Source organism: Rhizobium sullae, assembly GCF_900169785.1.
GTDB classification, from domain to species: Bacteria; Pseudomonadota; Alphaproteobacteria; order Rhizobiales; family Rhizobiaceae; genus Rhizobium; species Rhizobium sullae.
This window is the reverse complement of the sequence record NZ_FWER01000008.1, coordinates 114,086-137,588: the sequence shown is the minus strand read 5'-3', so window position 1 is coordinate 137,588 and position 23,503 is coordinate 114,086. Positions and strand designations below refer to the sequence as shown.

The window sequence follows — 23,503 nt, the reverse complement described above, 5'->3', positions numbered from 1 at the left end:
ACGCCGCTCGCCCGAACCTGACTCAATGAATCACTACTGATTCGTCGTGTCCAGAGGGAAAGGTAAAAATCTATTAACCATTTATAAGCGCTGATTTTTTTGCCGAGTCATTTCGAAGCGCCGCAGGGTCGTGCGGCGTTCCTGGCGGGCAAATCACCCCTTCAGCGTGCGCTCGACAATGTCGCGCACGTCCGTCGAAAGGGCAGGTGCCTGTTCGATCTCCGTCAGGGCCGCGCGGGCGAAACCGGCGCGCACCGGTTCCAGTGCGCGCCAAGAACGCATGGAGGTCAGGATTCGGGCGGCGAGCTGGGGGTTCCGCTGGTCGATATCGAGGATCTCGCGCGCCATAAAGCGGTAGCCTTCGCCGTCGGCCCGGCCGAAGCCGGTGGGATTGGTGAAGGCAAAGGTGCCGACAAGGGCGCGCACGCGGTTCGGGTTGGTGCGTTTGAAAAGCGGGCTTTCCATGAGCTTGCGCACCCGGTCGAGCGTGGCCGCGCCCGGGATGGTCGCCTGTACGGAGAACCACTTGTCGATGACGAGCGCGTTCTGCGCAAAGCGGTCCCGGAACGCCGAAAGAGCGGTAATCGCTTCGCCGCTTTCGGGAAAGCGATGCGCCAGGATCGTCAGCGCGTGCAGCAGTTCGGTCATGTTGTTGGCAGCGTCGAAAGCGGCCTTGGCGTGTCCCGGGCTGCACTGGGCGTAGGAAAGGTAAGTCAGCGCGGCATTGCGCAGCGCGCGGCGGCCAGCGCTCCGTGCATCCGGACTGAAATCGCCGGGCGTGGTCATCGTCTCGAAGAGCTTGGCGAAAACCTCGGCGCCCTGATCGGCAATCTGCTTCATGACGGCCTGACGCCCGGCATGGATCGCGTCGGGATCGTTGTTGCTGCCGAGTTCGCGGGCAATATCGGCTTCGCTCGGCAGTGCGAGCGCCTGAGCGCGGAAGGCGGGTTCAAGGTTTTCGTCGGCAGCGGCAGCGAGCAGCGCATCAATGAAGGTCCGTTCGCAGACGATTGCTTTACCGTCGCGTGCATGACGCGCCGCTTTCAACAGGTTCGGCAATGCCAGATCGGTCAGCGCCTGCCAGCGGGCGAAGTGGTCGGTTTCGTAACGGGCGAGCAGCGCAAGGTCGGCGGGGCTCTGGTCGAAATGCAGGTTGATCGGCGCAGAGAAGCTGCGGTTGATCGAAACGACCGGCCGGGAGCCGACGCCATGGAAAACAGCGGTCTGCGTGCGGCCTGTCAGATGCAGCACTTCGCCTGCATATTCCGCGCCTTCGACGGAGGCCGGTTCGATCTTGCCGCCGTTTTCGCCGAAGAGAGCGAGGCTGAGCGGGACATGCATCGGCTTCTTGTCGGTCTGGCCCGGTGTTGCCGGAACCATCTGTTCCAGCGACAGGCTGAAGGTCTTGGCGGTCGCATCGTAGCTGCCGGAGGCGGTGACAAGCGGCGTGCCGGCCTGGTGATACCAGAGCGAGAACTGCGCAAGATCGCGGCCGCTCGCATCCTCGAAGCACTTGACGAAATCCTCGATCGTCACGGCCTGGCCGTCATGGCGATCGAAATAGATGTCCATGCCCTTCTTGAAGGTCTCCCTGCCGAGCAGGGTGGCGATCATGCGCGTCACCTCGCTGCCCTTCTCGTAGACCGTGGTCGTATAGAAATTGTTGATTTCCCGGTATTGCGTCGGTCGGACCGGATGGGCGAGCGGACCGCCATCCTCCGGAAACTGCTCCGACTTCAGGTGCCGGACCTCGGCAATGCGCTTGACCGGGCGCGAGCGCTGGTCGGACGAGAATTCATGGTCGCGATAGACGGTCAGGCCTTCCTTGAGGCAGAGCTGGAACCAGTCGCGGCAGGTGATGCGGTTGCCGGTCCAATTGTGGAAATATTCATGCGCGATGATCGCCTCGATATTGGCGTAGTCGGCGTCCGTCGCGGTTTCCGGGTCGGCAAGAACGTACTTGTCGTTGAAGATGTTGAGGCCCTTGTTCTCCATCGCCCCCATGTTGAAGTCGGAAACGGCGACGATCATGAAGATGTCGAGATCGTACTCGCGCCCGAAGACCTCCTCGTCCCACTTCATGGAGCGCTTCAGTGCATCCATGGCATAGGCGGCGCGCGGCTCCTTGCCGTGCTCGACATAGATCTTCATCGCGACGTCCCGGCCAGACATCGTCGTGAATGTGTCTTCGATGACGCCGAGATCGCCAGCGACGAGCGCGAAGAGATAGCTCGGTTTCGGATGCGGGTCGAACCAGGCGGCGAAATGTTTGCCCTCACCATAGCCTGCGCCGCCGAGGAAGTTGCCGTTGGAAAGCAGAAGCGGATTGGCGGCCTTGTCGGCGATGATGTTGACGGTGTAGGGAGCCAGAACATCCGGGCGGTCGGGGAAATAGGTGATGCGGCGGAAACCCTCGGCCTCGCACTGGGTGCAGTAGATGCCGCCGGTGCGGTAGAGGCCCATCAGCTGCGTATTTGCTTCCGGATTGATGATCGTCGTGATCGTCAGTTCGAAAGGCTCGGCTGCCGGGAGGTCATAAACGGTCAGGCTCTCGGCCGTTGCTGTATATTGCTCCGCCGACATTTCCACCTGATCGAACAGCAGGCCGGCAAGCGAAAGCTCGTCGCCGTCGAGAACAAGCGGCGCCTTCGGATTAGCACCTTCGCGGCGATGAAAGATCAAGCGCGCTTCGACTTTTGTTTCCGTGGGATCAAGCTCGAAGGTCAGGTCCACACGTTCCAGAACGAAGTCGGTGGGGCGGTAGTCTGCCAGGTTGATGACCTGGCCCGTGTCTGTACGCATAATGTTCCCTGAAGACCTTTATCGATATGGGCTGGGACAGACGCGAATGCTCTGCCGTAAGTTTTGCGGCATCATTACATTAAAGTCTGAACTAAACTTAAAGCGAAATGGAGGGAGCGCAAGTTTTGATGGCGCAATTGGCGGAGATGCTTGGCTGACGCGCGTGCACTATCTGAGATTGAGGGCGGCCCTAATGGCAGCATCGTCTTCTGTGCGCTGGACGACGACGCCGTGCCATCCGAGACCGTCGTAATCCTCGTATCCCAAAGTCTTTGCATAGGCGACGATCGACCCGTTATTGTCGTAGTAGCTGCCGCGGGATTGGCCTGCCTGATTTTGCAGCGCGAAGTGCGTGAAGAGAAGCGCCGGATTGCTTGCCGCGATGATCCTGTTTGCTCCATCGAGCAACATCACGGTCGTCTTTTCGGCGACCTGCGCCGGCAGGTTGGCCTCTTTCTCGACGATCGCCTGTCCCTGGTTCTGCCAGTCGAAATAAACGCCGAGCGTCCCGACGAGTTTGCCGTCGACTTTGCCGCCTTCGCGAACGCCTGTGGCGTAGACAAGGGCGTTCCTGCCGTTGTGCAGCGGGCTGGGCCGCACCTCGTCGACGATGTAATCGTCGCCGGACTTGCAATGGGCTGCCGCCTGGAACCAGGCGTCGCCGGCAAGCGAACGGCTGGTGATTTTGCGCTGGAACTCGGGATTGGCCGAGGCGACGACACGCCCGGAAAGATCGGTCAGCACGAGGTCGAGATAAACCGTATAGAAGCGGTTTATCATGCCCAGCCGCTCGGCCGCAAAGCTCGCCGTGCCGCTGCCCGGCCCCTGCACCGCCTGCCACAGCGCGGTATCGGTCGCCCACCACCGCACGTCAGCCGTCCGTTCGAAGAGGTTGCGCACGATAAGCTGGACGAGGGTTTGCGCAAGGTCCGTCAGCCTCACCCCCTCCATCTCGTTCACCAGCGATACCGCCATCGTCCGCGAAAGCCCGATGCGGCCAAGAACGTTGCTCTCGAATTTTCCAGCAATATCGCTGGCAACCTGCGCCAGCCGCTGCACTTCGTTGGCGACGACCGCAAAACCTTTGCCGGCTTCGCCCGCGCGGGCGGCCTCGATCAGCGCGTTGATCGCCAGCAGCTTGATCTGCTTCACCACATGCGTGTTGGCCGCGCTGAAATGCTCAAGATCGGTTCCGATCCCCTCCGTCACAACCCGCATGGAGCGTGGCGTTGCGTTCTGCTGCGTTCGATCGCCATCACTTGATTTAAGCGGCAACATGCAAATGATCCTGGCAATAATTCACGTGACTGTGAAAATGACGGCAGCGGTGCTGCTGAAAATCAATGCGAGCTTATGGTTTTCAAAAGATTAAGAGTTGAAATAGTCAGGCGAACATTTTTGGGCATATCCCTCATATGATGTTTTTTTGTGCAACTTTGAGCCGAAAAGCGTGGGAACTGAATCGGCTGGCGCCTTTTTTCACTTTTGGCCTGTTCTTCGAGCGCAACGCCTGCCACAGTCAGGTTGCGTCGAGTCTGACGTATTTCCCCCGCTTCAAACAACTGACGCACGAGTTTCTGACATGCAGTCGGCTTTCGAAAATCCGATGAGAGGAATCCTGATGAAGGTCTCATCGGTGGTGGTCTTCCTCGGCATGCAGACCTTCATCAAGCTCGCCGGTTCCGACATCGCGCCGGGGCAGGTGACCTTCTACCGCTCCTTCTTCGCGCTCTTCCCGATCATGGCCTATCTTGCCTATCGCGGACAGTTGCGGACGGCCTTTTATACGGCAAACCCGCTCGGCCATCTGAAGCGGGGCACGATCGGCATCCTTTCCATGGCCTTCGGCTTCTACGGCCTGCTACATCTGCCGTTGCCGGAAGCGATTGCACTTGGCTATGCGACGCCTTTGGTCGCGGTCATTTTCGCGGCGGTATTTCTTGGGGAGACGGTCAGAGCATATCGCTGGAGCGCGGTTTTCTTTGGTATCATCGGCGTTGCCATCGTCTCGTGGCCCAAGCTGACGCTTCTCAGACAAGGCGGCATGGAAGCGGAGCAGGCGGTGGGGGCGTTGTGCGTCCTGACGGCCGCCGTGCTCGCCGGCATGGCGATGATCCAGGTACGCAAACTTGTCGAAGAGGAAAGGACGGCGACGATTGTCCTCTATTTCTCGATGATTGCATCGCTTTTCTCGCTCGCGACGCTGCCGTTCGGCTGGGCCTCACTCGATCTCAACGCGGTGCTTCTGCTGGTCGGTGCCGGCTTCTGCGGCGGCGTCGGGCAAATCCTTCTGACAGAGAGCTACCGTCACGCCGACGTGTCGACGGTGGCGCCGTTCGAATATACGTCGATCCTGCTTGGCGGCGTTATCGCCTATTTCGTGTTCGGTGATGTCCCGGGCGTCCATATGATGGCAGGAACGGCGATCGTCGTCGCAGCCGGCATATTCATCATCTACCGCGAGCATCAACTCGGATTGGAGCGCCGCAAAGCCCGGAAAGCCGGCACGCCGCAGCCCTGATCGGATCAAGGCGGAAATCTGTCTGCTGATTGTGCCGCCCGTTGGCGAATGCACTGGCGAAATTTAAGGATACCAATCGGCCCCCAAATGTGGTTTCTAAATATGACGAAACTTCATTTATTCAAAGCCTTGCATGTCTGATTGGCCGCTAACGCCAGACTTTGGTCCCCGTGCTTAGCTGCTCCGAACGCTGGCTTGCGAGCGGGACGCCTATGGAATTTACGGCAGAAGAACTGGCGCGGCACCCTGATTTTCTGCTCAGCATCCGTCATCTGGCCGGGACTTTGCGCGGCATGTTCCAAGCCGGTCCGCGCCTTGCCCGTCTGCTCACCTCGCACCAGCGCTGGCTGCTTACCCAGACGGCCTATGCGCTCGCCATGCAGTACGATCCCGGCGATCCCTCTTCGGGTTTTTCCGCGGTTTCGCTGACGACGCTGATAACGCAGCACAAGGTCGCGAGCCGCAACACGGTTTTGAACTTCATCGAAGAACTCTTCACCTATCGCTTCATCGCCCACGCGCCGGGTGAGGAGCGCCGCCGCCCGCGCCATTTCGAACCGACCGAAGTCAGCAATCAGGCTATGTACGGCTGGCTTCTCGCCAATCTCGCCGCCCTCGACATGCTGGACGGCGGCGACCGCGCCGGCTGCCTGCAGGCCCATCCGGAGCTCCTTCGGATCGCCCAGCCGCTGGTTGCCCGCAGTTGCCTCGAAGATGTGGCCTGGCGGGAGCCGCCAGCGCCGATTGCGCTCTTCCTATGGACGGAGGCGGGCGGTCTGGTGGTGGACCATCTGATGGCCCGAATTGACCTCAGCGGCGCCGACACCAAGAGATTCGACGTCGGCCGCGTCGAAACGCGCAATCTCGCCGGCGATTTCATGATGTCGCGAACGCACCTGCAGCGCCTCTTTGCAAAGGCGGCGCAGCAAGGCTGCCTCGGCTGGCGTGATGAGCCCAAGAAGACGCAGTTATGGATATCGCGCGATTTCGTGAGGGAATATTGCGGATGGCAGGCGGTCAAGTTTGCCTATGTCGAGCAGGCCTTCCATTTCGCCAGGGCAACGCTCAAGGGTGTGCCGGCCAAAGTGCCCGCGGAAGCTTAGTCTCTAAAGCGCGATCGCCGCGATGTCCTTGAGCAGCGAAATCGGCTTGGCGGAGGAAAGCTCGCGCTGATACTCCTTTGCGGCGCAGACGGCAGCGCGGATATGCTCGATGGTATCAATGTTGCGCAGAAGCGAAATGAGAACTGCAGACATCACAAAACTCCGGTCGCGCGCCCGAAGCCGGGCTGCGCGCTCATCTCAGTATTCCTGGAAATCGACGAAGATTGCCGAGGGCCGCGTCGTACGTCCGCTGATGCCGGTCCCACGCGCGATCATCTGCTCGTTGGTTGCAAAGCCCAGACGGCTGTAGCCTTGCGTAGTACGAGCCGGATCGCCTGCCAGGCGGAGGGTTTCAAACCCGCAGTGGATAGGACGAAAACGTGCGTTCATTGCCTTGGTTCCTGTCACATTCCTCCCAAGACAAGACTATATATTGCAGTGCAGCATCGATTCTGCAATGCACCAAAATAGGATACAGCCATGCGATGAGCGCATGGGTTGTTTCATAAGAACTTAACATTTGTCTATTTTCTAATCAGGCCGAGCGACTTGAGCCGTGCCTGAAATGCCAGCAGGTCACTCCAGGCCAGCCGCTTGTTGATCGGCGCGGTCAGAAGATCCTGCGGGTGGAGCGTCGCGATCGCCGGTATCGTCAGCGGCCCGGCGCCGATTTCCTTCCATTGGCCACGCAGGCCGTGAATGGTGTCGTTCTCGCCGAAGAAGAAGCGGGCGGCGAAATTGCCGAACAACAGAATGGCTTTCGGTTCGGCAAGCGCGATCTGGCGTTCGATGAAGGGACGGCAGATTTCCATTTCGGCAGGCGAGGCGACCCGGTTGCCCGGCGGGCGCCAGGGGATGACCTGCGTCAGGAGAATGCCCTCGCGGTCGAGGCCGATCGCCATCAGCATCTTGTCGAGCAGTTGTCCCGCCCGCCCGGCAAAGGGCATGCCCTCGCGGTCGTCGTCGGCGCCCGGCGCCGAGCCGATCACCATGATGCCGCTTGCTGCGTTGCCCGTCGCAAAGATCGTCGAACGTGCGCTGTGCTTGAGGTTGCAGCCGTTGAAGGCTTCGATCGCGGTCTTGAGCTCGGCAAGCGATCGCGCACTCTCGGCCGCAAAGCGTGCCTGCTGCACAGCTTCGCCATCCGGAATGGCAGGTTGCGGACGAGGGGCTGCGCGCTCAGCCGGCGCTGCCGCCTGATGTTGCGCTGCCGGTTGGGCTGGGCTTTGCGGAGCAGCGGTGGCGTTGCGCCGGGCCTGCTTCATCGCCTCGAACTCGGCGAAGCGGTCGACCGCCTCCTCCTCCAGCAGCCATTCGACGCCGGCGTCCGCATGGAAATGCAGAAGTGCGGCAAGCTCGGCCGGGGAAAGTTCGTTGACGGAGACCATGCGGCGACCTTAGCGAAGTGGCGGCGGCAATGAAAGAGTGGGCGGCGTGGCCTGTGGCTATTGCACAGTCCATTGCGCGATGTCGTCGCGCTCGCCGATCAGGGCAAGACCGTGGGCGATCGAGAGAAGCTCGCCGCCGGTCTCGATCTTGCCGCTGTCGAAGCGTTCGTTGAAGATGCGGCGGACGGCGGGCACGAAGGACGTGCCGCCGGTCAGGAAGACCTTGTCGATCTCGCTGGGTCGGGTCTCCGTCCTTTCCAGAACGTTGTCGAGCGCGCCTTCGATACGAGCCAGGTCCTCCGCGATCCAGCTTTCAAAATCCTTCCGGCGAACGATGTGATGGCCGCCGCGGCCGAGCGGGCCGAAATCGAAGGGCGCTTCGTCTGCTGACGACAGCGCCATCTTGGTGGCCGAGATCGCCTGATACAGCGGATAGCCCTCGTCATGATCGACGAGATCGATGAAGATTTCGAGCTTCTCCGGCTCGAGCGCCGTGCGGACCAGTTTCTTCAGATCCTCGAATTCGCGCGAGGTCTTGAAGATCGAAAGCTGGTTCCAGCGACCGAAGCTCGAATAATAGTTCGACGGCACCTCAAGGATCTTGTCGAAGCTCCTGAAATAACTCCCCTTGCCGATCTGCGGCGCGACGATGTTGTCGATCATCCGGTAGTCGAAATGATCGCCCGCGACACCGACGCCCGAGTGTCCGATCGGCGCTGCCGTGAGCTTGCCGGCAACGGTTTCGAAGCGGATCAGCGAATAGTCCGTCGTGCCACCGCCGAAATCGGCAACAAGCACCGTGGCGTCTGACTTCAGGTTCTGCGCGAAGTAGAAGGCGGCGGCAACCGGCTCGTAGACATAGTGGATTTCCGGAAAGCCGAAGCGCAAGAGCGCTTTGTTGTAGCGTTCGGTGGCGAGAGCCGGGTCGGGATTGGCGCCGGCAAAGTGCACCGGCCGCCCAGTGACGATGCGTGTGACATCGCCCGACCAGTTTTCGCCCGCATAGGCGCGCAGCCGCCGGATGAAGATTTCCATCAGGTCTTCGAAGCTGTGGCGCTTGGCGAAGATCAAGGTGCCTTGGAAGAGGGTGCTTGCCGCAAATGTCTTGATCGACTGCAGGAAGCGGCAATCGCCGGGATTGTCGATGAACTGACGGATCGCCGCATGTCCGGCCTCGACTTTCGGGGTCGACGCGCCGAGCCGCGGATCCTTCATGAAGGACAGCGCCGTGCGCATGCTGTCGGCCGTGCCTTCCGCGTTTGTGAACGCCATCGAATGCGTTGTCCCGCCATTTGCCGTGGCGAGAACCGTGTTTGTCGTGCCGAAGTCGAAACCCAGCGCCTGAGCCATGCCCGCACCTCTTCATGCCGATTGTGATTGAGACCGGAGCCATGCTCCGCATGAAGGGCGCCCGCGCGCCCAGAATTAGGAGGGCGCGTGATGCCATAGAGGGACCACACATTCAAGGGGGCGCAGGATTGAGTGCAGGCGGAAAGTGAGAGGTTTTTGTGGTCTGAACGAGGATGGCGGGTGACGCGGCGGTTTGTTTCTTTTCCTCATTTCTGTGCTCGTCACAGAGATCCAACCACGGCGCGTCCGCGTCGTGAATAAGTCATTTGCCTTGAATGAGTCTCCTGCGCCCAAGGATTTTGGCGCTGCTGCTGGGTTCCTGCGACGAGCACAGAAATGAGGAAAGGATATATGGCGGCGCCAGACGGCAACCTCATGTCTGCCGTAGCCTTACCTAATCGAAGCGCCCGGAATGTTCCCCTCAACTGGCTCTGCGAGGGAAGGAGATAAGCCAACCACGACAGCAATTGCGCGTGTGCCGGCGCGCGTAGCGGATCTTCCGGCCAGCCACGCACCACCGACCGCTGCTTCGTCCTTACTCCGCCGCGATCGCCGTCGGTTTCTCTTCCTCCCGGACCGGCTTCCTTTGCCGTCCAAGGGTCTGGAGCCAACTGCTCAGCCGGTCCATCTCGATGAAGATGACGGGGGTGATGAAGAGCGTCAGAGCCTGGGAAACAATGAGGCCCCCGACGACGGCGATGCCCAGGGGCTGGCGCAGTTCCGAGCTGGCGCCGGTGCCGAGCGCGATCGGAAGGGCCCCGAGCAGCGCGCAGAAGGTCGTCATCATGATCGGCCGGAAGCGCCGTACGCAGGCCTCGTGAATGGCCTCCATGGGCGACATCGACGTGGAGCGCAGGTTCTCCAGCGCCACGTCGATCATCATGATCGCATTCTTCTTCACAATTCCGATCAGCATCAAGAGGCCGATGAGCGCGATGATCGAGAGGTCGAAGCCCATCACCTTCAAAGCCAGCAGCGCCCCGAGAGCGGCGGCCGGTAAGCCGGACAGAATGGTGAGCGGGTGGATGAAGCTCTCGTAGAGGACGCCAAGCACGACATAGATCGTCAGGACTGCAGCGAGGATCAGAAGCGGCGTATTGCCCTGCGACTGCTCGAAGATCTGTGCCGTACCGCCATAGGACGTAAAGACGTCCGACGGCATGTTGATGTCCTTCTTGATCTGGTCGATCGCGGCTGTCGCATCGCCGAGCGCCTCGCCGGCGGGCAGGTTGAAGGAGACGGTCGTCGAGACGAGCTGCCCCGTCTGATTGATCGTCACCGGACCGGTGTTGCGCTCGACCGTTGCGAAATTCGACAGCGGAACGAGCGTGCCGTTGGTGGAGGCGACGCGGATGTCCTGGAGCTTCTGATCATCCCAGGGCCTATTGGTATCGTATTCGACGATGACGTCGTAGCTGTCGCCGGTGGATTGGATTTGCGCTGCCGTATAGCCGCTGAACGACTCCTGCAGAGTGGTGCGCAACTGGTTGTTGTCGATACCGAAGGCGGCTGCCTTTTCGAAATCCACGACGACATTGGCCTGGAGCGCGTTGTTCTGCGCATCGGTCGTCACGTCGGTGAAACGCGGATCGCTGCGCATTGCCTGCTGGATCTTGTTGGCCCAGAGATTGGTCTGGTCGGCGCCGAGCGCCTGAACGACCAGCTGATACTGGCTCGCGGTCTGGCGGCCACCGAAACGCAGGCTCTGCTGCGGCGTAATAAAGGCCTGCAGGCCTGGTACATTGGCGATGCTTGCCCTGAGTTCGCGCAAGGTCTGGTCGAGCGGCGGACGCTGCTCCTTGTCTTTCAACTCGACAAACATCGTGCCGTTGTTGAGCGGGCTGCGGGCATTGCCACCGACGATCGACATGACGTGGCTGACGGCGGGATTCTGTTTCACGATCGCCGCCGCCTGGTTCTGCAAGGCTTCCATCGCCGGATAGGAGATATCCTGGCGTGCGCGTGTCGAGATGTTCAGGCGACCGATGTCTTCAGACGGAAAGAAGCTCGTGGGCAGCGCCACGAACAGATAGGCCGTCAACCCGACTGAGGCGAGGAACAGGCCGAGGATCGTAGGCCGGTGGCTGAGGCACCAGCCAATCGCCCGGTCGTAGCCTCTGAGCGTGCGTTCAAAACCTACGTCGAACCAGCGGATGAAGAAGGGCGGCTCGCCGTGACCGCTGGAAAGCCGTGAGCTGAGCATCGGCGTCACTGTCAGCGAGACGATGGCGGAAGCGGCGATGGCGATCGCAACGACCATGCCGAACTCGTTGAAGATGCGGCCGACGACTCCGCCCATCAGTAGGATCGGGATGAAGACCGCAATCAGCGACACCGACATAGAAATGATCGTGTAGCTGACCTCGCCCGCGCCTTTGATAGCTGCATCGAGGACCGGCATTCCTTCTTCGATATGCCTAAGAATGTTTTCCAGCATCACGATCGCGTCGTCCACCACCAGGCCGACCGCGAGCGTCAATCCGAGCAGTGAGATATTGTCGACACTGTAGCCGAGCACGTACATCATACCGAAGGTCGAGATCAGCGACAGCGGAACGGCAAGGCCCGGAATGATCGTTGCGGTCAGGTGGCCGGTGAAGAGATAGATGACGAGCACGACGAGGCCGATCGTCAGCAGCAGGGTGAACTTCACGTCGGAAATCGCGTCCCGGATCGGCGTCGCGGAATCGTTCATGACCTTGATCGTGACCGATGCCGGGATCTCGGCATGAAGCGTCGGCAGCTTGGCGTTGATCGCATCCACGACCTCGACCGTGTTCGCATCTGGCTGGCGTTGGATCGCAAGGACGATGCCGCGGTTTCCGTCGTACCAGCCGCCGGTGTACTGGTTCTGGACGCTGTCTTTCACTTCGGCGATGTCGCCGAGATGGATCGGCGCGCCGTTCGGATTTGCGATAACAAGGGAGCGGAATTCGCTCGCGTTGGTGCGCTGCGTGTCGGCATTGATCGTCATGCTCTGCGAGCTGTTCTGCAGCGTGCCGACAGGCACCTGGCTGTTTGCGGCGCTGATTGCCTGGTTGACCGTATCGATGCCGATGTTGCGGGCAAGTAGCTTGTTCGGATCGACCTCGACGCGGACCGCATAAGTCTGCGCGCCGAACACGGACACTTCGGCCACGCCGGGCAGGGTGGAGAGCGACGGTGATATGATGTTTTCGGCAATCGCGTCCAGTTTGGCGCGGGGCATCGTATCGCTCTGCACCGAAAGCAGCATAACCGGCGCGTCGGCCGGGTTCGTCTTGCGATAGCTCGGCGGCGTTGTCATGTTGTCCGGCAATTGCCGTGTCGCATTCGAGATCGCCGCCTGAACGTCGGCCGCAGCCGCGTCGATGTTGCGGTTGAGGTCGAACTGCAGGACGATGCTGGTATTGCCGAGCGAGTTGGTTGCGCTGATTTCGCTGATGCCGGGGATGGTCTCGAACTGCTTTATCAGCGGGGTGGCGACCGAGTTCGCCATGGTTTGCGGCGAGGCGCCGGTGAGCGCGGCCGAGACGTTGATCGTCGGGAAATCGACCTGCGGCAATGCCGCGACGGGCAGGAGCCGGTAACCGGCGAGGCCTGCAAGGATCACGCCGATTGCGAGAAGTGTCGTTGCCACTGGCCGCCGGATGCAGAAGTTCGGGATCATTGTTCCGCCCCCGCCAGGGTTTCGGTTTGATGGGCCGGCTGGATGGCGGAAGCGACTTTCAGCGCCTTATCGTCGAACTGTTCTTCGACCGCCTGCTGGTCGGCAAGCTGGGCCTGTCCCTCGATGACGACATGATCGCCTTCCGAGATCCCGGCGGAAACAGCGGTGAAACCGCCGTTCTCGCGGGCGACCGTGACGGGCGTCATCTTCACCTTGCCGTCTTTCACGACATAGGAAAAGAAGCCATCCGCGCCGGGGCTGACCGCGACGGTCGGGACGACGATCTGCTCCTCTTTGTTGTTGAAGTGAACCACGAGATTGACCGATTGGCCGGGCCAGAGTGCGCCGGATGCGTTTTCGAAGCGCGCTTTTGCGAGAATCGTGCCCGAGGCAACATCGACCGTATTGTCGTAGAAGCTGATCGCGCCGTGGCGCACGCTGCCGTTTGCCGAATCCGGCGCAGTCGTGACATCGACGGGGCCCGTGGCGAGCGACTGCTTCAATTGGTGCAGGTCGCGCTCCTGCAGATGGAATTTCACGTAGATCGGATCGTACTCGGCAATCGTCACGATCGCCGATCCGGCATCGAGGAACGCTCCAGGGCTGACGGTGATATCGCCAAGCCGGCCATCGAACGGTGCACGGATTTCGGTGTGCTCGAGCAGGACCTGATCGGCGGCGAGCGTGGCCTTGTCAGCCTCGACGGTGGCTGCGGCCGTATCGCGGGCGGCTTTCGCCTGGTCGTAAGCCTCTTGCGTGCCGACCCTCTGCGCCAGCAGATCGCCGGCGCGTTTCAGCGCGGTCTCCGCTTCCGAAAGCGTTGCGGTATCGCGGATGATCGTCGCGTTGTCCCTGTCGACTGCCGCCTGTGCGGTCCGGTCATCGAGCTTGACGATCAGGTCACCCCGCTTGATCGTTGCGCCATCAGCCGCAACAATCGACGTAACGAGGCCCTGTTCCTGCGCGGCGATTGTCGTGGTGTTGTTGGCATCCGCCCAGCCAGACGCCGTAACGTCCCGGGGCAGCACGGTTTTCATGGCGGCCACCGTCTTCACCAAAGTAGGTCCGCCGTTGCCCCGCCGGTTCCGCTGTCCGCCTTGCTGATCCGTTGGCGTCTGGCCGACCGCGGCCTGGCGCGTCCCGCCGCCTTGTCGCGCGGGCGCCTTGATGAATTGCGAGACATAGGGAAGCTCGGCGACGAACGGAATCCTGTTTCCGAACTGCCAAATGCCGGCGGCAGCAACAGCAATAACGCTGAGGGTGATCCAGAATTTCCTCATAGATGAGACCGGTCTTGACGGGTTGCGCTAAGTTCCGGCCCTAATTGAGACGCCAATATGCGGCGTGAAAAAGACATAATTTGCCGAAGGCGATCACTAAGCAGTTATAACGGCTAAAAGTTTTGTAATGATCGGCGCTTCGCGCCCGCTATCAAACCGAACGCGCCGCACCGCCGTCGCAACGGATCAGCGAGCCGGTGATATAGCTCGCCGGCTGGCTGCAGAGGAAGGCGGCGGTTGCGGCAAATTCCTCCACTTTGCCGTAGCGGCCGACAGGAATGCGGGCTTCCTTGTCGCTGCGGATTTCCTCCATGCTTTTGCCGGTGCGCTGGGCGGCGGCACCGTCGAGCTCGTCGAGGCGTCCGGTCAGAATGCTGCCGGGAAGGAGCAAATTGGCCGTCACGCCATGGCTTGCGACTTCCGAGGCGAGCGTCTTCGACCAGCCGGCAAGGGCAGGGCGCAGCGTGTTGGAAAGCGCCAGGTTGGCGATGGGCTCGATGACGCCCGACGATGCGACGGTGAGGATGCGGCCCCAGCCTTGCGCCTTCATGCCCGGAAGCAGGGCGTTGGTGAGAGAGATAACCCGCAGCACCATCGAAAAGAAATAGGTCTCGAGCCTCTCCGGCGTCATGTCTTCCGTGGTCCCAGGTGTCGGGCCGCCGGTGTTGTTCACCAGGATATCCAAGCCACCAAACTTTTCCTTGACGGCGGCAGCCACCGTCTCCACAAAATTCTCGTCGGAAAGGTCGGCCCAGATCCAGTCGGCCTTGCCGTTGCCGTTGGCGTTGATCGCTTTGCAGTTCGCCTCCAGCTGCTCGCCGCTGCGGCCGCAGAGAAGCACGTTCGCGCCTTCGCGCGCCAGCGCAACCGCGATGCCGTGGCCGAGCCCGCGCGACGAGGCCAGGACGAGTGCGCGTTTGCCGTTGATGCCGAGATCCATGATATCCTCCAAGTGCTTCGGCTTTCTCTATAAAGCGCAGCGCCCGGGAAAGGGAAGGCACATCCTGGTCGCATTGGCCGAAGAATAATTGACGTTAACGTAAGCGTTATATACGTCAGAGGAGTTGAGCATTGTGCGAAATGGAGGATCGGCTGTCGCTTCCCGGCTCGACAATGCTTTCCGGTTTTGACAAGACAATGACCCGACGAGGGGATTATGGCCGCATCGGCGGCCGAGCGGAGACGGATGAATGACCGACATGACTGAGTTGCCGGAACGCGAGAGCATGGAATTCGACGTGGTGATCGTCGGCGGGGGACCTGCCGGTTTGTCGGCTGCAATCCGGCTGAAGCAGGTCAACCCGGAGCTTTCGGTCGTCGTTCTGGAAAAAGGCGCGGAAGTCGGTGCGCATATCCTCTCCGGCGCCGTGGTCGACCCGATCGGCATCGACCGGCTGCTGCCGGATTGGCGCAGCGAAAGCGATCATCCCTTCAAGACGGAGGTGACCGCCGATCATTTCCTGGTACTCGGCCCGGCCGGTTCCGTCCGCCTGCCGAACTTTTTGATGCCGCCGCTGATGAACAACCACAGCAACTACATCGTCTCCCTCGGCAACGTCTGTCGCTGGCTGGCGGGCCACGCCGAAGCGCTCGGTGTCGAGATCTATCCGGGCTTTGCGGCAACCGAAGTGCTGTACAACGACGAAGGCGCCGTCATCGGCGTCGCCACCGGCGACATGGGCATCGACAAGAGCGGCGAGCCCGGCCCAAACTATACGCGCGGCATGGCGCTGCTCGGCAAATACACTCTGATCGGCGAAGGCGTGCGTGGTTCGCTCGCCAAGCAGTTGATCGCCAAGTTCGACCTTTCGAAGGACCGCGAGCCTCAAAAATTCGGCATCGGCCTCAAGGAGCTCTGGCAGGTAAAGCCGGAGCACCACAAACCGGGCCTCGTCCAGCACTCCTTCGGCTGGCCGCTCGGCTTCAAGACCGGCGGCGGCTCGTTCCTCTACCATCTGGAAGACAATCTCGTCGCCGTCGGCTTCGTGGTCCACTTGAATTACAAGAACCCCTATCTCAATCCCTTCGAGGAGTTCCAGCGCTTCAAGACGCATCCGGCGATCCGCGGTACCTTCGAGGGTGGCAAGCGACTCTCCTACGGCGCCCGCGCCATCACCGAAGGCGGGTACCAGTCGGTGCCGAAGCTCTCCTTCCCCGGCGGCGCGCTGATCGGCTGTTCGGCCGGCTTCGTCAACGTGCCGCGCATCAAGGGCAGCCACAACGCGGTGCTTTCCGGCATGCTGGCGGCCGAGAAGATCGCCGAAGCGATCGCTGCCGGCCGCGCCAATGACGAGGTCATCGAGATCGAAAACGAATGGCGCAAGGGCGATATCGGCAAGGACCTCAAGAAGGTCCGAAACGTCAAGCCGCTCTGGTCGAAGTTCGGCACTGCTGTCGGCGTGGCGCTCGGCGGCCTGGATATGTGGACGAACACGCTGTTCGGTTTCTCCTTTTTCGGTACGCTGAAACACGGCAAGACCGATGCCGCCTCGCTGGAGCCGGCCGCCCGGCACACGAAGATCGATTATCCGAAGCCGGACGGCGTGCTGACTTTTGATCGTCTCTCCTCCGTGTTCCTGTCGAATACCAATCACGAGGAAGACCAGCCGGTGCACCTGCAGGTCAAGGACATGGCGTTGCAGAAATCGTCCGAACACGACATCTACGCCGGCCCGTCGGCACGCTACTGTCCGGCCGCCGTTTACGAATGGGTGGAGAAGGACGGCAAGGACACCTTCGTCATCAACGCCCAGAACTGCGTGCACTGCAAGACCTGCGACATCAAGGATCCCAACCAGAACATCAACTGGGTGCCGCCGCAGGGTGGCGAGGGGCCGGTCTATCCGAACATGTGAGGTCGAGCAGGCTTGATTTTCAAGCATAAGGAGCCCGGCAAACGCCGGGTTCCTTGTTTTTGTTCAGCGCCGCCGGGCCGCGATGCCGGTCGACAATGCTACGCCGATCCCGGTGATGACAGCGGCGGCGATCTCCGCAAGGCCGATTTCCTCCCCCAGCAGGACTCCCCCGCCAAGCGTCGCAAGCACCGGCGTGATCGCGGTGAAGGCAGCCGCCTGTGTTCCGCCCAGCGTTTTGACGGCAGTACCATAGGCAACCATGGCGACAAGGCCTGACAAGATGCCCTGGCTCAGGACCTGCAGTCCGAGATCTTCAGCACTTGCCTGCGCCAGCGAGGTGCCGAAGACGCCGGCAAGTGCGGCAATGATCAGGAACGACCAGATGGCGATCAGCGCGCTCGCCTGGATGGCGGTGAGCCCGCTGCGGCGGAAGGCGTGCGTATAGCTTGCCCAGAGAACGGCGCCCGCCGGCAAAAGCACGAAGCTCGTCCATGGCAGCGATGCATCCGCAAGGCTCTGCACAAGCAAGATCAGCACGCCGCCGACGATCGCGGCGAGGCCGAGCTTGCGAGTAATATCGGGCCGCTCCCCGAAGATGAACACGCCGATCAGCGCCGTTGCAAGCGGCATGGAGCCGCCGAGCAGGATGCCCGACGAACCCGCCGGGGTCGCGTGGATGGCGAGCGTGGCCACGAGAAAGAAGACGGCCCCGGCGCCGGCTACCATCAATGCCAGCAGATGCAAGGGAACGCTCTTCGGAAGCAGGCCGATCTTGAGCCAAACGGGCGAAAGGGCAAGTGCCGGGACGCCGTAGCGGATGAGCCCGATATCGATCGAGCCGAGCGGCGTTGCCGCGCTGTGGCGGGTCGCAAGAAGCCACGTTGCCCAGATGAGCACCGTGACGGTTCCGCCCGCATAGCCAGTGATCAGGGATGGGGACTTCTCGTTGGTGACGCTGAAGCTGGTCATCGGTTTATCCTTCCTTGGTCCGGATCGGTTCCGGCTGAGGAAAAGACTATTCCGAAAGGCCGAAGCATGTCCTTGCTATCTATGGCGTGAAAAACATGTTATCAGCAATGATATGCCAATAATAAAAACAGAAGTTACTGAATATGCCAAATCTTGATAAATTCGATCTGGCCATCCTTGAATGTCTGCAGCAGGATGCGCGCGCCACCAACGTCGAAATCGCCGAAAAGGTAAACCTCTCGCCGTCGCCCTGCCTGCGGCGCATCCGCAACCTGGAAAAGGCGGGTGTGATCCGGGGTTACCGTGCCGATATCGACCGGAAGGAGGTGGGACTGGGGCTCACGGTCTTCGTCGAATTCAAGGTCATCCATCACAGCCGCGAAAATGCGGAGTCCCAGCAGGCGGCTCTCCTGGCGATCCCGGAGATCGTCTCCTGCTTCTTGATCTCGGGAAGCGCGGATTTTCTGGCCGAAGTCGTCGTCGAGGACCTTGCGGCGTACGAGCGGCTTCTCACCGACACGCTGCTGACGCTCCCGAATGTCAGCGACATCCGCTCGAACTTCGCCATCCGCAGCATGAAGACCCATGGCCCTTTGAAGCTGCCGAAGGGAAGGTAGGATCTTGCACGTTCGCCACGTCGGCCGCCAAGCGGACGCAGGCATGCGAGCCAGCCTTTGATGGTGCGGGGAGCTTGTCCCTGCCTCCCTCATCAAGTGAGTTGATGGGGAGGCATTTCAAGCGCTTCGGTCCCAGGCAAACCTGCGGCAAATACGAGCTTGCCGTCTGGCGCTGTCATATGTTCTTCCCTCATTCCTGTGCCTGTCACAGGAATCCAGCGCACCCAAATCCTGGGCGCGCAAGACTCCCTTCTCATTGAAGAACCAATCACGACGCGGACGCGCCGCGGCTGGATCTCTGTGACAAGCACAGAGATGAGGGAGAATGCGGAGACGCCGAGACCTTCTGCACCCTCGTCAGTCGTCTCGTTCTGAGGTGCCCAAAGGTGAAGCTGCGGAGCCTCGAAGGATCGGTTTGCCTAAAGCAACGTCCCGCTGAGGATGAGCAGCGCGACCGAGAAGTAGATCACCAGACCGGTCACGTCGACCAGCGTGGCGACGAAGGGGGCCGAGGCGCTGGCGGGGTCCAGGCGGAACCTTTGCAGCAGGAACGGCAGCATCGAGCCGCAGAGCGAACCGAAGGTGACGATGCCGATCAGGGCTGCGAACACGGTGACGCCGACAAGCAGCCAGTGCTCGCCATAGTCATAGAGCCCGATCTTCTGCCACAGCACGATGCGGGCAAGGCCGACGAGCCCGAGGATGGCGCCAAGCACGATGCCGGTCGGCAACTCGCGGAAGAGCACGCGCCACCAGTCCGAAAGCTTGAGTTCGCCGAGCGCCAGGGCGCGGATGATGAGCGAAGTTGCTTGCGATCCGGAATTGCCGCCCGAGCTCATGATGAGCGGCACGAAGAGCGTCAGCACGATCGCCTTTTCCAGCTCGCCCTCGAAATACTGCATGGCGCTTGCCGTCAGCATCTCGCCGAGGAAGAGGGCCGAAAGCCAGCCGGCCCGTTTGCGGATCATGCCGGGAAAGCCGATCTTCATGTAAGGCTTGCCGAGCGCTTCCATACCGCCGAACTTCTGGGCGTCCTCGGTCGTATCGGCAATCATCGTGTCGATGACGTCGTCGACGGTGACGATGCCGAGCATGCGACCGTCATCGTCGACGACCGGCAGCGCCAGCAGGTTGTGCTTGCGGATCAGCCGGGCGACGTCCTCCTGCGTCATCGACGGGTGACAGCGAACGAGGCCGCCCTTCTGCGCAACGGAAAGAACCGATGCCTGCGGTTCGCCGGTGATGAGGCGGCGCAGTGTCACGACATTGGTCAGCACCTGCGTTGCCACATCGAGGACGTAGATCGCATAGACCGTCTCGCGCGAGCGCTCGACCTGGCGAACATGGTCCAGTGTTTCGGCAACGGTCCAACTATCCGGCACGCTGACGAACTCGGTCGTCATGATGCCGCCGGCCGTGCGCGGCGGATAGCCCATCAGATGTTTGACGGCGAGCGCAGTCGGGTCGTCGAGCTTTGCGAAGAGGGTCGCGCGCGCATCCTCGTTCAGTTCAAGGAAGAGATCGGCGACGCGGTCGTTTGCAGTGGCGTTGAGGAGCCGCGCTGCATGCTCGACCGGCATCTTGGCGAGGATTGCGGCAGCGTTGTGCAGCTCCGGCCTGCCGAGAATACGGACGGCCTTCAGCTGCTGAAGCGCGGCGAGGATCGCCGCTGCCTCCGAGGCTTCGAGTGTATTTAGACGCTCGACGTGCTCTGCGGTGGTAACCGCTCCGAGGCTGTCGTTGGTGAAGAAACGGGCGGCATGGCCCGCCCGCAAGGGGAAGCGATTGAAGTTCATTGGCTCGCCTTTCCGTCGATCCGCCGCAGCGTCCGACGGGCGAGCCCGACAGGAGTCGGTCAGCGCACGGCGGCCGCGTACGGCAAGGGCAATCGACTGCTACTGTCGCTTGGCATCGTGTTGATGGCTCCATTGATTATTCGCGGAAAACAGCTGTCATCCGCGTGCCGCAAGACCTGCCCCTCCGATTGAGAAAAGTCAAGCGGCAGCGGTTGGTGAGCCACAATGCCGCACCTTCCGCGGCATTGTGCGTGAACATCGGCGTTGGTCAGAAACCGGCGAGTACCGCCTTGCCCTTCATCCTGCCGCTTTCGACCCTTGCATGCGCCTTCTTCAGATTGGCTGCATTGATCGTGCCGACGGTTTCGGTGAGCGTGGTGCGGATCTTGCCGGTATCGACAAGCTTCGAGATCCTGTTGAGCAGCTTATGCTGCTCGATCATGTCAGGTGTCGAAAAGAGCGAACGCGTGAACATCAGTTCCCAATGCACCGAAACTGCCTTGCGCTTGAAGGGCACGATATCGAGCACCTTTGGATCGTCGATTAGCGCGAAGCGGCCCTGCGGTGCGATCGACTCGACGATGTCGGCGATATGGCTGTCGGTGTTGGTTGTCGAGAAGACGAAGCCCGGAGCGCCGATGCTGAGGGCGCCAATCTGCGCCGCGAGCGGCTTCGAGTGATCGACGACGTGGTGTGCGCCAAGTTCCTTCACCCAGACCCGTGTTTCGGGACGGGAGGCGGTTGCGATGACCGTCAGATCGGTCAGCACGTGGGCGATCTGGATGGCGATCGAGCCGACACCACCGGCGCCACCGATGATAAGGAGCGAGCGTGCGGCCCCCGGCACGGGATCTTGAACCTTCAACCGATCGAACAAGGCTTCATAAGCGGTGATCGACGTCAGCGGCAGTGCGGCAGCGGCCGCGAAATCGAGGCTCTTCGGCTTGCGGCCAACGATGCGCTCGTCGACCAGATGAAACTCCGCGTTCGAACCCGGGCGATTGATCGCACCGGCATAGTAGACTTCGTCTCCCGGCTTGAAGAGCGTGACATCCGCTCCGACGGCCCTGACGATGCCGGCGGCGTCCCAGCCGAGAACCTTCAATTCATCTGCAGGCGGTGCCATATGCGCCCGCACTTTCACATCGACCGGATTGACGGAGACGGCCTTGATCTCGACGAGCAGGTCATGCCCGGTCGCTTCCGGGACTGGCAGGTCGACATCGATCAGCGAGGTTTCGGCGGAAATGGGCTGTGGGATATTGTAGGCGACGGCGCGCATGGAAAACTCCTGTGTTCGTTGCACAGAGGCTAGATGCGTCTTATGTTCCAAGAGTGCAAGAATGCACAAATTCTGTACGTAGTACCAAAAAGGATACTGTCAAATGTCGCTGCCCCGCGCCAAGCTGACGAAGAATTTCCCCGGCTGTCCGGTCGAGGCGGCGCTGAGCTATGTCGATGGAAAATGGAAAGGCGTGATCCTGTTCCACCTCATGGACGGAACATTGCGCTTCAACGAGCTGCGCCGGAAGCTGCCTGCGGTGACGCAGCGCATGCTGACCAAGCAGCTGCGGGAACTGGAAGAATCCGGCCTCGTCTCCCGCACCGTCTATCCGGTCGTGCCGCCGCGCGTGGAATATGCACTGACGCCGCTCGGCGAAACGTTGAAGCCGGTCATCCGAGCACTGGCGGCCTGGGGCGACGAATATGCTCTCTGCCGCCCGGAGGGCCACGAACTGCGCGATCCTTCATGCGCTCCGGCTGCTGCGCTCCAGGCGTAGCGACGCGAAATAGACGAAGAGGCCGAGGAAGGACAGGACGGCGCCGACATAACCCGTTGCCGCAAAGCCGTAGCCCCAGGCAATCACGAGGCCGCCGAGCCAGGCGCCGAGCGCATTGGCGATGTTGAAGGCGGAGTGGTTGGAGGCGGCGGCAAGTGTTTGTGCGTCGGCGGCGACATCCATCAGCCGCGTCTGTAGCGCAGGACCGGCCGCAAAGCCACAGCCGACGAGGAACACGCAGACTGCCAGCATGATAGGGCTTGATGCCGTCAGCGAAAATAGTGTCAGCACGGCAATGTTGAAAACCAGCGAACCGCCGATCGTCCCCATGATCGACTTGTCGGCAAGCCAGGAGCCGATGACGTTGCCGGCATTCATGCCGACGCCGAAGAGGACCATCATCAGGGCAACCATGCTCTCCGGCAGCATGGCGACCTTCGTGGTCGTGCCGGCAATATAGCTGAACATCGCGAACATGCCGCCATAGCCGACGGCTGCGATGCCGAGCGTCAAGAGGACCTGCGGCCGCTTGAAGGCGCCGAGCTCGCGCAGGAAGCTGGCGCCGTCCGCGACTTGGTCGCGCGGCACATAGTACCAGATGAGTGCCACGGTCACGAGGCCGATGACGCCAACAGAGGTGAAGGCGACGCGCCAGTCGAGCGACTGGCCGAAGAAGGTGGCGAGCGGCGTGCCGAGCAGGGTTGCGATTGTCAGACCCAGCATGACCCGGCCGACGGCGCGCGCCCGTTTGTGCACCGGCACCATCGAGGCGGCGACGATTGCCGCGACGCCGAAATAGGCACCGTGCGGCAGGCCGGTGATCAAGCGCATCACGGTGAAGCTCTGGAAGGTCGGCGCAAGAGCGCTCAGGATATTGCCGGCCGCGAAAATGCCCATCAGCAGCAGAAGCAGCGAGCGGCGCGTCATCCTGGCGGCGAGAACGGCGATCCCTGGCGCGCCGATGACGACGCCAAGCGCATAGGCGCTGATGACGTAACCTGCCTGCGGTGTCGTGACCGAAAATGTGTTCGCCACATTCGGTAGCAGGCCCATGATGGCGAATTCGCCGGTGCCGATGCCGAAGCCGCCACAGGCAAGTGCCAGTTGCACCAGAGCGACCGCCATCGGCGAGGGGGCTTCCGAAGCCAAACTGGAATCGATGGAATCGTCTACGGCGATCTGGCTCACGGGAGCTCCTGAGGCATGTCTGCAGGGCAACCCATCCGGAGAGCGGGCGCTGAGGCGGATGTCGGCCATTCTATGGCGGGAGGTGGAAACAAGGGCCTCCATCATTGAAGTTATGGGGGACCGCGCCATGGGCGTCGAGTGCGTTTTTTGCAGTGCAGCGTCCTGCTATGTGCATATGTCAATTGCAATATTTACGTTTGGGTC

The 23,503-nt window shown here is 61.3% G+C and carries 18 protein-coding genes; 5 read left to right on the top strand and 13 right to left on the bottom strand.

Features of this window, described 5'->3' with window-relative positions:
- Nucleotides 1-153: 153 nt before the first annotated feature.
- Together pepN and BN1800_RS43400 are read right to left on the bottom strand one after the other, a co-directional pair.
- Nucleotides 154-2,802 carry an aminopeptidase N gene (pepN, locus tag BN1800_RS09350; RefSeq protein WP_086996698.1) on the bottom strand — a complete coding sequence of 883 codons (2,649 nt, stop codon included), beginning with the start codon at nucleotides 2,800-2,802 and terminating at the stop codon, nucleotides 154-156.
- A gap of 168 nt (nucleotides 2,803-2,970) precedes the next feature.
- Nucleotides 2,971-4,080 carry a methyl-accepting chemotaxis protein gene (locus tag BN1800_RS43400; RefSeq protein WP_086996695.1) on the bottom strand — a complete coding sequence of 370 codons (1,110 nt, stop codon included), beginning with the start codon at nucleotides 4,078-4,080 and terminating at the stop codon, nucleotides 2,971-2,973.
- Between the two features lie 304 nt (nucleotides 4,081-4,384).
- On the opposite strand from BN1800_RS43400, the gene BN1800_RS09340 reads away from it, so the two are divergent.
- Nucleotides 4,385-5,323, top strand: coding sequence for a DMT family transporter (locus tag BN1800_RS09340; RefSeq protein WP_086996692.1), 939 nt, complete (start codon nucleotides 4,385-4,387; stop codon nucleotides 5,321-5,323).
- Between the two features lie 212 nt (nucleotides 5,324-5,535).
- A complete protein-coding gene (locus BN1800_RS09335; RefSeq protein ID WP_086996689.1) occupies nucleotides 5,536-6,426 on the top strand; it encodes a hypothetical protein in 891 nt (296 codons plus the stop codon).
- A gap of 3 nt (nucleotides 6,427-6,429) precedes the next feature.
- On the opposite strand, the gene BN1800_RS40235 is transcribed toward BN1800_RS09335, so the two are convergent.
- The 7 genes from BN1800_RS40235 to BN1800_RS09305 form a co-directional block, all read right to left on the bottom strand.
- Nucleotides 6,430-6,579 (bottom strand): hypothetical protein, encoded by a 150-nt coding sequence (locus tag BN1800_RS40235; protein WP_244564474.1) that lies wholly within the window; start codon nucleotides 6,577-6,579, stop codon nucleotides 6,430-6,432.
- A 45-nt stretch (nucleotides 6,580-6,624) separates the two neighbouring features.
- On the bottom strand, nucleotides 6,625-6,816 hold the full coding sequence (locus BN1800_RS09330; RefSeq protein WP_027507487.1) for a hypothetical protein: 192 nt from the start codon (nucleotides 6,814-6,816) through the stop codon (nucleotides 6,625-6,627).
- Between the two features lie 134 nt (nucleotides 6,817-6,950).
- Nucleotides 6,951-7,814 carry a uracil-DNA glycosylase gene (locus BN1800_RS09325; protein WP_086996686.1) on the bottom strand — a complete coding sequence of 288 codons (864 nt, stop codon included), beginning with the start codon at nucleotides 7,812-7,814 and terminating at the stop codon, nucleotides 6,951-6,953.
- Between the two features lie 57 nt (nucleotides 7,815-7,871).
- Entirely contained in the window at nucleotides 7,872-9,164 is a 1,293-nt protein-coding gene (locus BN1800_RS09320) for an Hsp70 family protein (RefSeq protein ID WP_027507485.1), read from the bottom strand.
- 535 nt (nucleotides 9,165-9,699) lie between these two features.
- Nucleotides 9,700-12,813, bottom strand: coding sequence for an efflux RND transporter permease subunit (locus tag BN1800_RS09315; protein WP_086996682.1), 3,114 nt, complete (start codon nucleotides 12,811-12,813; stop codon nucleotides 9,700-9,702).
- The gene (locus BN1800_RS09310) at nucleotides 12,810-14,093 is read right to left on the bottom strand and encodes an efflux RND transporter periplasmic adaptor subunit (RefSeq protein WP_027507483.1); all 1,284 of its coding nucleotides are present in this window, start codon (nucleotides 14,091-14,093) and stop codon (nucleotides 12,810-12,812) included. The genes BN1800_RS09315 and BN1800_RS09310 overlap by 4 nt, the downstream gene beginning before the upstream one ends.
- A gap of 151 nt (nucleotides 14,094-14,244) precedes the next feature.
- Entirely contained in the window at nucleotides 14,245-15,033 is a 789-nt protein-coding gene (locus BN1800_RS09305) for an SDR family oxidoreductase (protein WP_027507482.1), read from the bottom strand.
- A 250-nt stretch (nucleotides 15,034-15,283) separates the two neighbouring features.
- Between BN1800_RS09305 and BN1800_RS09300 the strand changes: the two genes are divergently transcribed.
- Nucleotides 15,284-16,948 carry an electron transfer flavoprotein-ubiquinone oxidoreductase gene (locus tag BN1800_RS09300; RefSeq protein WP_086996679.1) on the top strand — a complete coding sequence of 555 codons (1,665 nt, stop codon included), beginning with the start codon at nucleotides 15,284-15,286 and terminating at the stop codon, nucleotides 16,946-16,948.
- Between the two features lie 63 nt (nucleotides 16,949-17,011).
- On the opposite strand, the gene BN1800_RS09295 is transcribed toward BN1800_RS09300, so the two are convergent.
- Nucleotides 17,012-17,917 (bottom strand): DMT family transporter, encoded by a 906-nt coding sequence (locus tag BN1800_RS09295; protein ID WP_086996676.1) that lies wholly within the window; start codon nucleotides 17,915-17,917, stop codon nucleotides 17,012-17,014.
- Nucleotides 17,918-18,060: 143 nt separating this feature from the next.
- On the opposite strand from BN1800_RS09295, the gene BN1800_RS09290 reads away from it, so the two are divergent.
- Complete coding sequence (locus BN1800_RS09290) at nucleotides 18,061-18,534, top strand: Lrp/AsnC family transcriptional regulator (protein WP_027507479.1); 474 nt, start codon at nucleotides 18,061-18,063, stop codon at nucleotides 18,532-18,534.
- A gap of 419 nt (nucleotides 18,535-18,953) precedes the next feature.
- Here the strand turns inward: BN1800_RS09290 and mgtE are convergent, their stop codons facing one another.
- Both mgtE and BN1800_RS09280 read right to left on the bottom strand, forming a co-directional pair.
- Nucleotides 18,954-20,330, bottom strand: a complete 1,377-nt coding sequence (gene mgtE, locus BN1800_RS09285; protein ID WP_086996673.1) for a magnesium transporter — start codon at nucleotides 20,328-20,330, stop codon at nucleotides 18,954-18,956.
- 268 nt (nucleotides 20,331-20,598) lie between these two features.
- A complete protein-coding gene (locus BN1800_RS09280; protein WP_086996670.1) occupies nucleotides 20,599-21,612 on the bottom strand; it encodes a zinc-binding alcohol dehydrogenase family protein in 1,014 nt (337 codons plus the stop codon).
- A 103-nt stretch (nucleotides 21,613-21,715) separates the two neighbouring features.
- Between BN1800_RS09280 and BN1800_RS09275 the strand changes: the two genes are divergently transcribed.
- Complete coding sequence (locus BN1800_RS09275; protein ID WP_027507476.1) at nucleotides 21,716-22,111, top strand: winged helix-turn-helix transcriptional regulator; 396 nt, start codon at nucleotides 21,716-21,718, stop codon at nucleotides 22,109-22,111.
- Here the strand turns inward: BN1800_RS09275 and BN1800_RS09270 are convergent.
- Nucleotides 22,079-23,299 carry an MFS transporter gene (locus BN1800_RS09270; RefSeq protein WP_086996667.1) on the bottom strand — a complete coding sequence of 407 codons (1,221 nt, stop codon included), beginning with the start codon at nucleotides 23,297-23,299 and terminating at the stop codon, nucleotides 22,079-22,081. The genes BN1800_RS09275 and BN1800_RS09270 overlap by 33 nt on opposite strands.
- Nucleotides 23,300-23,503 lie beyond the last annotated feature (204 nt).

Bases quoted from the DNA above. Each gene is read 5' to 3' on its own strand.
- BN1800_RS09280 (WP_086996670.1), bottom strand. From the start codon at position 21,612: ATGCGCGCCGTCGCCTACAATATCCCACAGCCCATTTCCGCCGAAACC.
- BN1800_RS09290 (WP_027507479.1), top strand. From the start codon at position 18,061: ATGCCAAATCTTGATAAATTCGATCTGGCCATCCTTGAATGTCTGCAG.
- BN1800_RS43400 (WP_086996695.1), bottom strand. From the start codon at position 4,080: ATGTTGCCGCTTAAATCAAGTGATGGCGATCGAACGCAGCAGAACGCA.
- BN1800_RS40235 (WP_244564474.1), bottom strand. From the start codon at position 6,579: ATGTCTGCAGTTCTCATTTCGCTTCTGCGCAACATTGATACCATCGAG.
- BN1800_RS09300 (WP_086996679.1), top strand. From the start codon at position 15,284: ATGACCGACATGACTGAGTTGCCGGAACGCGAGAGCATGGAATTCGAC.
- BN1800_RS09275 (WP_027507476.1), top strand. From the start codon at position 21,716: ATGTCGCTGCCCCGCGCCAAGCTGACGAAGAATTTCCCCGGCTGTCCG.
- BN1800_RS09325 (WP_086996686.1), bottom strand. From the start codon at position 7,814: ATGGTCTCCGTCAACGAACTTTCCCCGGCCGAGCTTGCCGCACTTCTG.
- BN1800_RS09305 (WP_027507482.1), bottom strand. From the start codon at position 15,033: ATGGATCTCGGCATCAACGGCAAACGCGCACTCGTCCTGGCCTCGTCG.
- BN1800_RS09310 (WP_027507483.1), bottom strand. From the start codon at position 14,093: ATGAGGAAATTCTGGATCACCCTCAGCGTTATTGCTGTTGCTGCCGCC.
- BN1800_RS09315 (WP_086996682.1), bottom strand. From the start codon at position 12,813: ATGATCCCGAACTTCTGCATCCGGCGGCCAGTGGCAACGACACTTCTC.
- BN1800_RS09320 (WP_027507485.1), bottom strand. From the start codon at position 9,164: ATGGCTCAGGCGCTGGGTTTCGACTTCGGCACGACAAACACGGTTCTC.
- mgtE (WP_086996673.1), bottom strand. From the start codon at position 20,330: ATGAACTTCAATCGCTTCCCCTTGCGGGCGGGCCATGCCGCCCGTTTC.
- BN1800_RS09340 (WP_086996692.1), top strand. From the start codon at position 4,385: ATGCAGTCGGCTTTCGAAAATCCGATGAGAGGAATCCTGATGAAGGTC.
- BN1800_RS09295 (WP_086996676.1), bottom strand. From the start codon at position 17,917: ATGACCAGCTTCAGCGTCACCAACGAGAAGTCCCCATCCCTGATCACT.
- BN1800_RS09335 (WP_086996689.1), top strand. From the start codon at position 5,536: ATGGAATTTACGGCAGAAGAACTGGCGCGGCACCCTGATTTTCTGCTC.
- pepN (WP_086996698.1), bottom strand. From the start codon at position 2,802: ATGCGTACAGACACGGGCCAGGTCATCAACCTGGCAGACTACCGCCCC.
- BN1800_RS09330 (WP_027507487.1), bottom strand. From the start codon at position 6,816: ATGAACGCACGTTTTCGTCCTATCCACTGCGGGTTTGAAACCCTCCGC.